Origin of the sequence: Chryseobacterium defluvii (assembly GCF_003634775.1) — a bacterium.
GTDB lineage: Bacteria > Bacteroidota > Bacteroidia > Flavobacteriales > Weeksellaceae > Chryseobacterium > Chryseobacterium defluvii.
In genome coordinates this window covers 205,603-218,258 of the sequence record NZ_RBXB01000002.1, presented here as the reverse complement: position 1 = coordinate 218,258, position 12,656 = coordinate 205,603, and the positions used below count along the sequence as shown (strand labels likewise).

Genomic DNA, 12,656 nt, shown 5'->3' with positions numbered 1-12,656 from the left:
AATTTTCTCAAAAAAAACATATTTTTATTACTGTGCATTCAATAACATTTCAAGCAATATTTTCATAATCAAATTATTGGAAATATTTTTTTGAAAAAATATAAAATGCAGGAAGAATAGCGTTTGGGGTATGAACGGATTTAATTACATTTGGATAAAATTAAAAAAAATGTCAGCTATTATTTCTTCAAAAACATTTGAATTCTTAAAAAAGTTAACTAAAAACAATAACCGCGAATGGTTCAATGAAAATAAGGCACTTTATACAGAGTCTCAGGAAAATGTCATTGCTTTTTTAGAAGATCTTATTAAGGAAATGGGTGAATTCGACGAAGAATTATCAAAAATTGACGTTAAGAAATCCCTTTTTAGAATTTACAGGGACACGAGATTTTCAAAAGATAAATCTCCTTACAAAACCAACTTCGGAGCTTCTTTGGGAATGGGTAAAGGCAGTCAGAAAGGCGGTTATTATCTTCATTTAGAACCCAACAAATCTTTTCTTGCCGGAGGAATTTACATGCCTGAATCTTCAGTTTTAAAGGAGGTGCGTAAAGAAATTTCATTATATGGCGAGGATTTTCTTAAAATCCTAAATCAGAAAGATTTTAAAAAGCATTTTCCGGAACTGGACCAAGACGACAAGCTGAAAAAAGTGCCTCAAGGCTTCGAAAAAGAAGACCCGATGGCGGAATTTTTAAAACTGAAAAATTTTATTGTAGTCTATCATTTAAAAGACGAAGAAGCCCTTGATAAAAATGCAGTGAAAAATCTGGCCAAGATTTTCAAGCTGATGAAGCCCCTGAATGATTTTTTAAATGCCCCGTTCTTATAGAATGTAAAGGACATATTTTCAATACACTTTTATATGACATTATACCCCCGGCTTTAAGCAACTTTTTGCTTAAAGCCGGGGGTATAAAATTATAAGGATGATTCAGCTGTAATTACCATTACGTTCAATGTTCTTTATAAATAAATGAAGGATAAACATCAAATACTGAAAGTCAATCGATTACAGTTGAATAATTTTAACATTAGTTTAACATTTTTACGTATATTTGCTATTCGTCAAAACCTAAAGGATGTCTTTGTACCAGAGAATTGCAGAAAAATTACAATATATCAGTCCGGATTTTTATAAAAAAAGATATTTTAAAAATTTAAACCATCTTACTAAAGATAATTTTTCAAAACGGAATGTGGAACCGGAATTGGTATGGATTAAAGAATATCTTCCCAAAAATGCCATTATTCTTGATATCGGAGCAAATGTAGGAAGTTTTCTTTATCAGCTTGAAGGCAAGCTGAATCATGAAAATATTTATGCCTTCGAGCCTAATAAAAAGTTATTCCGCCGTTTGAAGAGGATATTCCCTTCTTTAAGGGTGCTTCCTCTGGCTCTTTCGGATGAGAATACGACTGCAGAGTTTAAAATTCCCGTCATTAATGGTAAAATCATCTCTTCAAGAGGGACCCTTAATACTACCTATAAGGAACAGGGCGAGCAAAAAAGCTACACTGAAAAGGTAAAAGTGATCAAGCTGGATGATTGGGCAGCGCTGGAACATTTCCAAAGGCTCGACTTTATTAAAATTGATGTGGAAGGCAATGAAATGAAAACGCTGTCAGGGGCAAAAAAAACGATTAAAAAATTCCTTCCCACTCTGATGGTGGAAATGGAACAAAGGCACCATGAAAAGCCTATTTGGAATGATATTTCCGAGATTGAAAGTTGGGGGTATGAAGCCAGATATCTGAACAGAAACAACTTTGAGCTTAATAAGCTTTCTGAAGAGATCCTTACACGGAATACTGATGATGAAAAGAACAAAACAGAATACATCAACAATATTATTTTTATTCCTAAAAACCCTTTAAAACAGTAGCATGAGTGTAGTAGCAAGGCAAGGATTCAAATATTCCATTATCGGATATATTGGTTTTTTGTTGGGTACGGTTTCAGCAATCTTTATTTTCCCGAATGATTTTGAATTTTATGGGAAACTACGCTACATTCTTCCTACAGCAGAAATGTTGGTTCCATTTGTAGTACTGGGAATTTCTTATTCTAACGTGAAATTTTTCCATACAGTGGAAAAAGACGGCAAAAATCAGAATATGCTTTCTTTGTCATTACTAACGATTTTTGTCAACTTTCTGGTTTTTACGATCATTTTTTTCCTTCTTCCCTATATATATCCAAAGTTCCGGAGCTCGGAAGCCTGGAAGATCAAAGAAATGATTCTTCCTTTGATACTGGTTCTTTCATTCTGTGCAATTTTTAATAAATACACTTCCAATTATAAAAGGATTGTAGTTTCTAATATTTTTGATAATCTTTTTCCTAAAATAGCCAATCTGGGCGCTTTCTGCCTTTTTTTCTATTTTGCTTTGTCTGAGAAGATTGCCTTTGCATTTTTCTTCGGAATCTTTGCGTTGATGCTTTTCGGATACATTTACTACACGAACAGACTGGAGAGAATAAAACCGGATTTCAATACAGAGTATTTCAGGAAGAATAATTTCTGGAAAGAATTTTTCAATTACAGCTTTTTCGGTTTTTTAGGCACTTTCGGAAATTACCTGGCGATCAATAGTTTTATGATCGGCGAATTTTTAGGCATGGAAGAAGTGGGAATATATTCTGTTCTGTATGCGCTGATCTCCCTTATTTCGATTCCACAGCTGGGCTTATTTAATATTTCCGCACCGATCATCAATAAAACACTGATTGACGGGGATATGGAAGAGCTTGACAGGTTTCATAAGAAGACTTCTCTGTCTTTATATTTTTTAGGAGCGGTTTTGTTTTCATGTATTATGGTAGGGTTTCCTTATTTAACCCAGTTTATGCCCAAAAACGGAACTATGCTGAGGGAGTATGAACCGGTAGTCTGGATATGGGGTTCTGCCGTTCTGGTGGATCTGGCAACGGGTTTTAACGGAAATATTATTTCTCTTTCCAAATATTACCGATTTAATATTCTGGTGATGCTTTTACTTGCCGGACTTACGATCGGTTTGAATTATTATTTCATCAAGAATACGGATTTAAAGCTGATCGGAATTGCTTTATCTACTGCTATTTCCCTGACTACTTATAATGTTATCAAAATCATCTTTAATTATATTATGTTCAAAGTATCCCCTTTGAGCATTGAAATGATCTTTGTTTCGATTATCTGTACTTTGGCCATAACAGTTGCTATTGTGCTTCCGAATTTCAATAACAATTTCATTAATCTTATCTACAAACCTGCCGTTGTATTGGCACTGATTTATGTCGGAAATTATTTCACAAGGATATTTCCGGTAGAAAATTACCTGAACATTGATTTTATAAAAAGTATTTTGAAATTTAAGTAGATATCAGTTTTTTTAAAACTTCTTCCAGGCGTTGTTGCACTATTTGTTTTCCGTAGTTTTCATGAAAATCAAAATTCCTGCTTTTAAGCTCCTGAAACTGTTCAATAACATTTTCATGTTCGGGAACAATAAAAGGAAGTGCAGAAGGATAATTGCCCGGAAAAACAGCTAATTTACCGTATGTAATGGCATCACCTATGTTCCCTGTCATTTTGGTAATCCCATAGGTTTCTTTTTGACTGAAAAATTCGGTTTTCTGCTGTACCGGACACCACAAAACATCTGCTTTCTGCATCCAGCTTTCAAAATCTGGAGCGGAGACCCTTTCTGAAAAATATTTGACCGTAAGATGCTTCAATGAACGCTCTAAAGCAATAATATTCTTTAATTCCCGCTCTCCGGCTTTACCTAAAAATACAAACTCCATCTGCCCGGCTTTCGCATCAGGGTCTTTTTTTACATCGTTCTCTTTTTCTTTTATAATTGAAAGGATTTTCTTGTAATCTCTTCTTTTTTGAGAAACACCTCCTGGAACAACTACCGTAAGCACAGCATTTTCGGTCTTATTTTCATTTTTCGTGTAAAAAATTGGTAAAAAACAGTAATTCTCTGTTGCCAATCCCTGATCCAGAACCAACAAATTCTTTGCTTTTTTATACACTTCCGGAGCAGAAACCAGACCCTCTTTCCACCATAATTTAAGTCTGTAAATAAGATCTTCTTTAAAGATATTTCTGATCAACCGAAAAGCTGAAGTCTGTATAAAATTCAGATTGTGAGCTATTACGGCAGAATTATATTGCTGAACGATTGCCAGAAAAGTATTAAAATAGCGGTGTACGGTTCCTATAATAACAAGATCATATTTTTTTGATTTCAACTGATCAAGGATCATTGAACTATCTGATAAATAAATATTTTCGCCATCCTCCCTGATCTGATCTTTGATTTTTTTTGAAAAATAATAGTCTACAGCAAATTCATCCGAATCCTGCATGATTTCCATAAATCCCTGTGCTATTTCTGCATGGGTATCGATTTCTATGTATGCTATTTTTTTCAATTTCTTAAATTTTCAGCCATTTATTTTTTAAGGCTTTCCAGCGTTGCTGATTAATGATCCTCTGTTCTTCTTTCGTGATTTTAAGTTCCAGTTTTTTTGCCCTGCAATTTTCATAGGTTTTTACAATCCGGAAGAAGAATGAAACCGATTTGCTTTTCATGGCTTCCTTTGAAGCGGCAATATAAGCCAGAAATCTTTGCAGTCCCAGGAAATAAAAATACCGGCCATAATAATCGGATTCTTTTACAGTATAATCCGAACCTTTGACTTTGATTAACTTTACATGCAGTTCAGGCAGCACAAATTCTTTCCAACCTAAATTTTCGAGCAGGATAGAGTCTATATTATCCCATCCCAATGTTTCTCTCAATCCTCCGATTTCTATAAAACATTGTTTTCTGTAAGCTTTCATCGGACCTCGTACATGCTGTTTATTTGAATTTCCTTCGTAGATCCATTCTCCATTTTTCTCAACATAGAGCAATCCCCCCACCAAACCATATTCCGGGTTTTTCTGAAAAGCGTTTTCAATACTCTCAAGATAGTTCTCCGGCAAAATAATATCCGCATCAAATTTGCATATGATATCAAACTCATCTAAATGCTGAGTTTCCAATCCTTTTTTGAAGGCATTGACTACCTTAGAGCCCGGCTGATGAACTGATTTTTGAAGATTGACGGTTTGAAAACGGGAATCCTCATCTGTAAAGATTTTGATGACTTCCGGGGTTTTATCCGTAGAACCATCATTAACGATCATTACTTTAAAATCTCTATAGTTTTGCTGCTGTAAAGATTTTAAAGTAAATGAAAGATTATTTTCTTCGTTGTGAGCAGGAATAATAATTAAAAACCTCACTTCAGTTTTATTTTCAGAATACTATTTGTTATGAGGTTTCAACATATTGGCAGGATCGAGGATCTCATCGAGTTTTTCCTGAGAAAGCAATCCTTTTTCCAATACCAAATTATAAACACTTTTTCCTGTCTCCAAAGCTTCTTTTGCGATCTGTGTAGATTGTTTATACCCGATATACGGGTTAAGTGCAGTAACGATTCCGATACTGTGTTTTACCATATTTAAGCATACTTCTTTGTTGGCGGTAATTCCCACTATACATTTCTCACGAAGTGTGTCTAAAGCATTGCAAAGGAAATTAATGTTTTCCATAATGGCATGGGAAAGTACCGGTTCCATTACATTTAATTGTAATTGCCCTGCTTCTGCAGCAAAAGTCACGGTGAGATCATTTCCTATTACTTTAAAACATACCTGGTTAACCACTTCAGGAATAACAGGATTCACTTTTCCGGGCATAATGGATGACCCGGGTTGCATTGGCGGTAAATTAATTTCAAAAAGCCCCGCTCTTGGTCCTGAAGAAAGCAGCCGAAGATCATTACAGATTTTAGAAAGTTTTACAGCAAGACGTTTCATCGCCGAAGAATAGATCACATAAGATCCCGTATCCGGAGTTGCTTCTACCAGGTTGGGTGCTGAAATTACCGGATAACCTGTAATCTGGGCTAAATTTTTCGCACAAAGGGTTGCATAACCTACCGGAGCATTAAGGCCTGTACCAATGGCGGTTGCTCCCATATTGACTTCAACAAAAAGGTTGGCGTTATTGTTAAGTTTGGAAATATCTTCTTCCAATGTAGCGGCAAAGGCTTCAAACTCCTGCCCCAAAGTCATTGGAACGGCATCCTGAAGCTGAGTTCTTCCCATTTTTATGATTCCCTGAAATTCTTTTCCTTTAGCACGGAAGGCCTCAATGATTTTCTGAAGTTTCACAACCAGGGTTTCATTCATCTGAAGCAATCCCATTTTTATAGCTGTTGGATAAGCGTCATTGGTGGACTGAGACAGATTGATATGGTCATTGGGAGAACAAAATTCATATTCTCCTTTATTTTTTCCTAATTTTTCCAGCACCCTGTTAGCGATGACTTCATTCGCATTCATATTAATGGATGTTCCCGCCCCACCCTGAATCATATCTACAGGAAACTGTTCATGAAGCTTGCCATCAATGAGCTCGTCACAGGTTTCCGCTATTTTGAAATATAAATTTTCTTCAAGTAGTCCTAGTTCATAATTGGTTTTAGCAGCAGCTTTCTTTACAAAAGCAAGTCCTTTAATGAATTCAGGATAGGAAGAAAGGAGCTGGCCGGAAATTTTAAAATTATCGATCGCCCTCTGAGTCTGCACTCCATAATAAGCATTTACCGGAACATTAAGTTCGCCCAATAAATCACTTTCTTTTCTGAAATTTTCCATTACAGGTATTTAAATTTATTTTTGTGTGTTGATATGACAAAAACGCATCTTAACGATGCGCTTGTATTTATTTTACAGGATATTTTTGAAGCAAAGCCTGTAATATTGCCCACGTTTCCGCATCCATGATACCATCATAGTTTTGCGGGCGGAAATGATATTGGAATGCTTCTATTGTTTTTTTCGTAGCATCATCCCATTTCCCACTAAGCTCTACCCCATATCCAAATTTTTGCAATTGGGTCTGAACATTAAATATAAATGAAGATTCATTATATTTTGCGGCAAAATCCATCATGGCGAGATCATGATAACTTTGTTTTGTCTCCTGATCATACCACATTCCTATCTGATATTCATCATACAACCTTTTCCATGGGAATAAAGGCCCCGGATCCTGCTTTCTTGTAGGAGCAATATCCGAATGCGCCAATACATTGGTGGCAGGGATCTGATATCTTGTAATAATATCTTTAGCCAGTGCCGCTACTTTTTTAATCTGGGCATCGCTGAAGGGAACAAATATTCTTTTCCCTATACTATCCGCTGTATAACCGCTGTTAACGATTTCTATACCGATAGAGGTATCATTCAGGTTTTTATCTGTTCTCCATGAACTTACTCCCGCATGGTAAGACCGTTTATTTTCGTCTACCAACTGGTAAATTTCATTATCTCCGGTATTGTTTACCAGATAATGTGCACTTACAGCCTGCTGTGTAAGAACAGTGATGGATTTATCATCCGGTAATGCCGTATAATGCAATATTAAATATCTTTGTCTGAAATTCTGTGCAATGGCAGGAAAGTAGGTCTTCACGACTTTGTATCCGGCCGGTTTTGCTGAAACAATGGAGCCATAACTTATGGTATTATCGTTTTTTGCAGCATCAGCAATATTGGTAGTGAAAAACTCCACCCCCCGGTCATTGGTAACCTGAGGTTTTGCTTTTTCAGAAGTTGGCGTTTTTGTTACTGTTTTAGGCTGTACTGTCGTAGCTTTTGGCCTGTAAGAGCTTGTTTTAACATTTTTCTGCGGAGCACACGAAAGGATGATTGTCCCTAATCCTATGAAATATAATATCTTACGCATTGATGTTTATTTTAAGTCGTTTATCACCTCAAAAATACACAAAAATTTCTTGAAAAATATTTGGTAAATAAAGAAATCTGCTCTATATTTGCACTCGCAATAAAGCAATAGCGATCATTAGAAAACAAAGATAAAAGGAGGGTTGCCGGAGTGGTTAACGGAGCAGTTTGCTAAACTGTCGACGCGAAAGTGTCGCAAGGGTTCGAATCCCTTACCCTCCGCTTTCTTTACTTATATATTCGGGGCGTAGCGTAGTCCGGTCATCGCGCCTGGTTTGGGACCAGGAGGTCGCAGGTTCGAATCCTGCCGCCCCGACTTTACGAGCTTATTTACTAAGCGGGAATCACATTTATGGGTGCGTAGCTCAGCTGGATAGAGCATCTGCCTTCTAAGCAGACGGTCACAGGTTCGAATCCTGTCGCGCTCACTTAATGACATCATTAGCAAATGGTGTCATTTTTATTTATAAACACCTCTCAATCAAGCTATTTATAAATCTCTTTCTTAAAAAGCAATATTTACTCTTTTCTCGTTTATATTAAGCCCAACAACTCTTTAAAAATAAGATGATCCTAACAGGATTCAAATTGGACCACTTCCAAAAAACATATAATACCAATCAATTTTAAGAAATTTTGGTTATTTAATTCTACTTCCAAACACATTAAACACTGCATTTTACAGGTATTATAGCCTCAGTGAATCGTCTAGCTCATTCTGCTTTTGAGAGCTGATTAATTAAATTTAAAATAATCATATTTAATTATTAGTAAATATATCGTATTAGTAATGTGAATTTTTTTATACTTTTGAATTCGAAAGGTTTTCCGGATAAAAAATTTAGCCCGCAAAGCATTAACTTATTAAAAGCTACCTAACCATAACACTATATTAAGCATGAATAAAAAGATAACAACTATTATGGGATTATTATTTTATTCCATAATTTTTGGCCAATTCGGTAATGCTCAAATGAATTCGATCCAACCTGTCAATTCAGGCACAACCATTGCAAAAGTAACGGATACTGATGGGGATGGAAGCACAGATGATCTGGATAGAGACGATGATAATGATGGTATTCCTGATGCATTAGAATGTCCCGGGCAATTTTACTGGACAGGCCCTATTACTTTCTCTGCAACAGATAATACCGTTGCTACAGGAACCATTAATGGAATTGGCTATACCTATACCTCAACTCAACCTTTACAAGCCTCTGCCAGTGTTTATAACTACGGGGTTTTTCCGGCTTCTTATGGAGTACCGAATAATAACCCGACCATCAGAAACATACAGGCTACAACAAACACCTTGACTTTTTCTTCTCCCATGACCGACCCGATATTGGTTTTTGCCTCCATTGGAAGCGGAGCTGCATATGTTCCCATTACATTTAGCAATCCCATAGAGATTATATGGTCCTCAGGAGGGAATACTCTTACTGTAAATTCCCCTACTCAGATTACAGGACACGAAGGCTATGTAATCCTTAGAATACCTGGGGTTCATAGCAGCATTTCTTTTAATTATACCGTAGCGGAAAACTGGGCGAACTTTACATTTGGAGCTACTTTACCATTACCTTGTGATGTGGATGGAGACGGTATACCAAATAGTTTGGATCTAGATTCGGATAATGACGGCTGCCTGGATGCTGCGGAAGGAGATGAAAATGTATCTTCCGGTCAGTTGGTACCGGCAGGAGGAACAGCAGTTGTAGGACCCGGCTCCATAGCACCTAATAAAAATATCTGTGCTGATGCTTCATGTGTTGATGCATTCGGAATACCCGTTCTTGTAAACACCGGAGGAGCGGCTGATATCGGAAGTGACCAAGGACAAGGTTTAGGAAGCTCTCAAAATGTTTCCGCATGCAGTAGTTGTTATAAACCCGGAATTACCACAGGAACATCCCTCGATACAAAACTGGGAATAACCGCTCTGGGACGGGCAGGGACAAATAATCCGGACAATTGGCCTATGATCAGAAAAGGCGGCTGGCTGGCATTAGAAGCAAAGACCAAAGGTTTTGTATTAAACAGAGTCCCTTTTGATCCTTCGGGTAATCCCGTGGGCATCTCTTCATTAAACTTTGTTGAAGGTATGACTGTATATGACACCACCAATAACTGCCTGAAGATTTATACCACTACAGATAATGGCAATACCTATGGATGGCAGTGCATCAACATACAAACGTGTCCTGACGCATAAAGCCAAAGTAATTTATATTAAAAATAAATATTGATAACATGAAAAAAATTGCTATACTTCTTCCAATATTGTTTTTCAATCAGCACTTCGCTCAGATTGCCATTGGCAAAAGTTCAGTGAGTAATCCTTCAGTATCTCTTGAGTTTGCTGACGGAAACAGAGGCCTGATCCTTCCATGGGTTACATCAGCAGCTTCAGTAACAGGAGCCGTAGATGGTACAGTTATTTATGATATTGCTGACAGAAAAGTCAAATACCTCAGATCAGGTATTTGGGTTGATCTAAGTATAGATACAACAGGAGTAGTGAATACTGTTTTACAAAATTCCAAAACCGAACGAACTAACTCTAAAGTGATTATAGGCAGTGATGGGAGTACAAATACTACACCCGGGATTCTCATTCTTGCCGATAATGATAAGGCAATGGTGCTACCTAAAATGGATAACCCACATATAAATATCATTAATCCGACAGCAGGAATGATGGCCTATGATACAGCCAACCACCAGCTGGCCATATATAACGGAAGCGTCTGGTCCTTTTGGAAACCATAATTTTTAAAATTGATAGATCTGCCCTTTGAAGATTATGGAGATGTAAGGACGATACCTATTACTATTTTTAAAGTTTAAAAAATGTAGAATCATCACATTTTAATATTCTTTTTACAAGCTCATAAAGGGCTACGTACCAAACCATTATATATTCTGTTTTTATTTATTTTATTTTTTATTACGATTTTACTTTTTTAAGTCAAAAAACTATCATATATTTGCACCCGCAAAAACGAAGTAAAATCGTTATGATTGATACTTCTTTCGGGGCGTAGCGTAGTCCGGTCATCGCGCCTGGTTTGGGACCAGGAGGTCGCAGGTTCGAATCCTGCCGCCCCGACCGATTAACACTTTTAGGGTGCGTAGCTCAGCTGGATAGAGCATCTGCCTTCTAAGCAGACGGTCAAAGGTTCGAATCCTTTCGCGCTCACTTAAGGAGACACTATTGAATAGTCGTCTCCTTTTTTTATACCCATAAAAATCTATAATCCAAACTTTTACTATTGGGACAGTGGAATTCGATTTTCGAAGCTTGAATCCTTCTACTACCTGTATGAAATTGTCTGAGAAGAGCTTCAAAATATTTTCTACAGGACATTTTCCGTAAATTTGAAATCCCTTTAAGGCTATAGTGCCTTTTTTCTGGTTGTTTATAAAATAGCCGCACTGCATTTAGCTACAAATTGCTCAAACTTCCGATTTGTATTTCGCATGATCGGCCCATGACCAAAGCAGATAATGGCAGGGTTCAGTTTTGCTAACTTTTGGAGTGATTTGATATTGCGCTGCTGATCCGAGGTGAATATGTTGGGCGGAAGCCGCAGACCGGTCGCTGTCGTGAGCAGGTTCATATTTGTCGCTACATCTCCGATTATTAACACACCATCCTGCTCACGGAATAAGGAAATATGACCTGCCGAATGTCCGGGCGTTTCTATTACCCTAAAATTTCCAACCCTATCGTTTTCAACGATTGTCTGTTCGACTTTATGTCCCTGACCTGCCCAGTATTTTTGCTGAAGCTTTGCTATCCAATGTTGCGGGGTTGGATAGTCGTTGGTTACCATACCCGTTTCCGTTCTAAAAACCTCATCGGGATGACAGAATAAGGGTATCGCGAACTCAGCGCATATCTGATCGCTACAGCCCTGATGATCCGCATGTGCATGCGTCAGGATATGTTGATAAACAGGAATTTTCTGGAGCGCTTTCTTTACAGCAGCATACGAACTCCTTATTCCCGAGTCTACCAATAAACCTTCGATAATATAGCAGTTGATACTGTTTCGTGGCATCAGTGAAATCTGAAACACTTCGGGAGCAATTTGACGTAACATAGCTTTTTTTTTGCAAATCTACATCTCTGGCCAGGACTGCATAAGGACATTTGTCCTATAATTCGTTGGGTCTATGTATTTGTCTTTTCGCGCGTGTAAGCGATCGCTGCGTGATGCCCAGATACGACGCCAGATCCTGCGTTGCTATGCGCTGAATGAGCATCGGTTCGCCAGACAAAACATGACGGTATTTATCCACAGCCGACCTATTATTGTAATTCATCAGATAACGCTCCTTTTGGTTATACTCATGCTCCATCACCGATTTTATAACTCCGTTCCAGGCGGTCAGCTGACCAAGCAGATACTGATAGTCCGGGTAGGTTATCTTATAGATTACGCTATCTTCTATAGCCCTGATACTCCTTCTGGATTTTGCCTGCGTTACAAACTCCTGAAATGAGGTGGCAAATTCATTTTCAAACTTGAAACAGGTTATGTTTTCTGTTCCTTCTTTGTCGATAGCGTATGCTTTTACAGCACCACTGGCAATAAATCCAATATGCCGGCATAATTCATCCTCCCGAATAAAAAAATCACCTTTTTTCAGTCGGATCGGTTTGAAGAATTGCGTAGAAAAGTTGATTTCCTCTGCTGATAGTCTTCCTGTTGAAGACAGGTAGATTTTAAATATGTCAGTCATTTCGTCCTTTTATCTCTTCTTAGCTGTCTATCGATTACAGACCAAGTCCGGCATCTACATCTAAGAATATTGTACATTCAAAGCTAACAATTATTA

Annotated in this window: 11 protein-coding genes and 5 tRNA genes; 10 read left to right on the top strand and 6 right to left on the bottom strand. The window is 37.5% G+C overall.

Annotated elements, in window-relative coordinates; all coding sequences use genetic code 11:
* The first annotated feature begins 169 nt into the window (after positions 1-169).
* The 3 genes from BCF58_RS07795 to BCF58_RS07785 all read left to right on the top strand — a co-directional run bounded on the left by BCF58_RS07795 (position 170) and on the right by BCF58_RS07785 (position 3,369).
* Positions 170-835: a DUF2461 domain-containing protein gene (locus BCF58_RS07795; protein ID WP_121461998.1), complete on the top strand. Its 666-nt coding sequence runs from the start codon at positions 170-172 to the stop codon at positions 833-835.
* Between the two features lie 250 nt (positions 836-1,085).
* The gene (locus BCF58_RS07790; protein ID WP_121461248.1) at positions 1,086-1,889 is read left to right on the top strand and encodes an FkbM family methyltransferase; all 804 of its coding nucleotides are present in this window, start codon (positions 1,086-1,088) and stop codon (positions 1,887-1,889) included.
* Position 1,890: 1 nt separating this feature from the next.
* On the top strand, positions 1,891-3,369 hold the full coding sequence (locus tag BCF58_RS07785) for a lipopolysaccharide biosynthesis protein (protein ID WP_121461247.1): 1,479 nt from the start codon (positions 1,891-1,893) through the stop codon (positions 3,367-3,369).
* Here the strand turns inward: BCF58_RS07785 and BCF58_RS07780 are convergent.
* From BCF58_RS07780 to BCF58_RS07765, 4 genes are all read right to left on the bottom strand, one after another.
* On the bottom strand, positions 3,362-4,432 hold the full coding sequence (locus BCF58_RS07780; protein WP_121461246.1) for a hypothetical protein: 1,071 nt from the start codon (positions 4,430-4,432) through the stop codon (positions 3,362-3,364). The two genes, BCF58_RS07785 and BCF58_RS07780, sit on opposite strands and share 8 nt — an antisense overlap.
* Positions 4,433-4,436: 4 nt before the next feature.
* A complete protein-coding gene (locus BCF58_RS07775) occupies positions 4,437-5,291 on the bottom strand; it encodes a glycosyltransferase family 2 protein (RefSeq protein ID WP_121461245.1) in 855 nt (284 codons plus the stop codon).
* A 21-nt stretch (positions 5,292-5,312) separates the two neighbouring features.
* Positions 5,313-6,713, bottom strand: a complete 1,401-nt coding sequence (gene aspA / locus BCF58_RS07770; protein WP_121461244.1) for an aspartate ammonia-lyase — start codon at positions 6,711-6,713, stop codon at positions 5,313-5,315.
* Between the two features lie 67 nt (positions 6,714-6,780).
* Entirely contained in the window at positions 6,781-7,806 is a 1,026-nt protein-coding gene (locus tag BCF58_RS07765; protein WP_121461243.1) for an N-acetylmuramoyl-L-alanine amidase, read from the bottom strand.
* 136 nt (positions 7,807-7,942) lie between these two features.
* Here BCF58_RS07765 and BCF58_RS07760 point away from each other — a divergent pair.
* The 7 genes from BCF58_RS07760 (at position 7,943) to BCF58_RS07730 (ending at position 11,010) form a co-directional block, all read left to right on the top strand.
* Positions 7,943-8,027: transfer RNA gene (locus BCF58_RS07760), tRNA-Ser, on the top strand.
* A gap of 19 nt (positions 8,028-8,046) precedes the next feature.
* Positions 8,047-8,121, top strand: a tRNA-Pro gene (locus tag BCF58_RS07755).
* Positions 8,122-8,159: 38 nt separating this feature from the next.
* Positions 8,160-8,233, top strand: a tRNA-Arg gene (locus tag BCF58_RS07750).
* Between the two features lie 470 nt (positions 8,234-8,703).
* Positions 8,704-10,023, top strand: coding sequence for a hypothetical protein (locus BCF58_RS07745; RefSeq protein ID WP_121461242.1), 1,320 nt, complete (start codon positions 8,704-8,706; stop codon positions 10,021-10,023).
* A 38-nt stretch (positions 10,024-10,061) separates the two neighbouring features.
* Positions 10,062-10,580: a hypothetical protein gene (locus tag BCF58_RS07740; protein ID WP_121461241.1), complete on the top strand. Its 519-nt coding sequence runs from the start codon at positions 10,062-10,064 to the stop codon at positions 10,578-10,580.
* Between the two features lie 265 nt (positions 10,581-10,845).
* A tRNA-Pro gene (locus BCF58_RS07735) sits at positions 10,846-10,920 on the top strand.
* A gap of 16 nt (positions 10,921-10,936) precedes the next feature.
* A tRNA-Arg gene (locus BCF58_RS07730) sits at positions 10,937-11,010 on the top strand.
* A gap of 220 nt (positions 11,011-11,230) precedes the next feature.
* Here the strand turns inward: BCF58_RS07730 and BCF58_RS07725 are convergent.
* Together BCF58_RS07725 and BCF58_RS07720 are read right to left on the bottom strand one after the other, a co-directional pair.
* Positions 11,231-11,917 carry an MBL fold metallo-hydrolase gene (locus tag BCF58_RS07725; RefSeq protein WP_121461240.1) on the bottom strand — a complete coding sequence of 229 codons (687 nt, stop codon included), beginning with the start codon at positions 11,915-11,917 and terminating at the stop codon, positions 11,231-11,233.
* A 55-nt stretch (positions 11,918-11,972) separates the two neighbouring features.
* A complete protein-coding gene (locus BCF58_RS07720; protein WP_121461239.1) occupies positions 11,973-12,560 on the bottom strand; it encodes a Crp/Fnr family transcriptional regulator in 588 nt (195 codons plus the stop codon).
* Positions 12,561-12,656 lie beyond the last annotated feature (96 nt).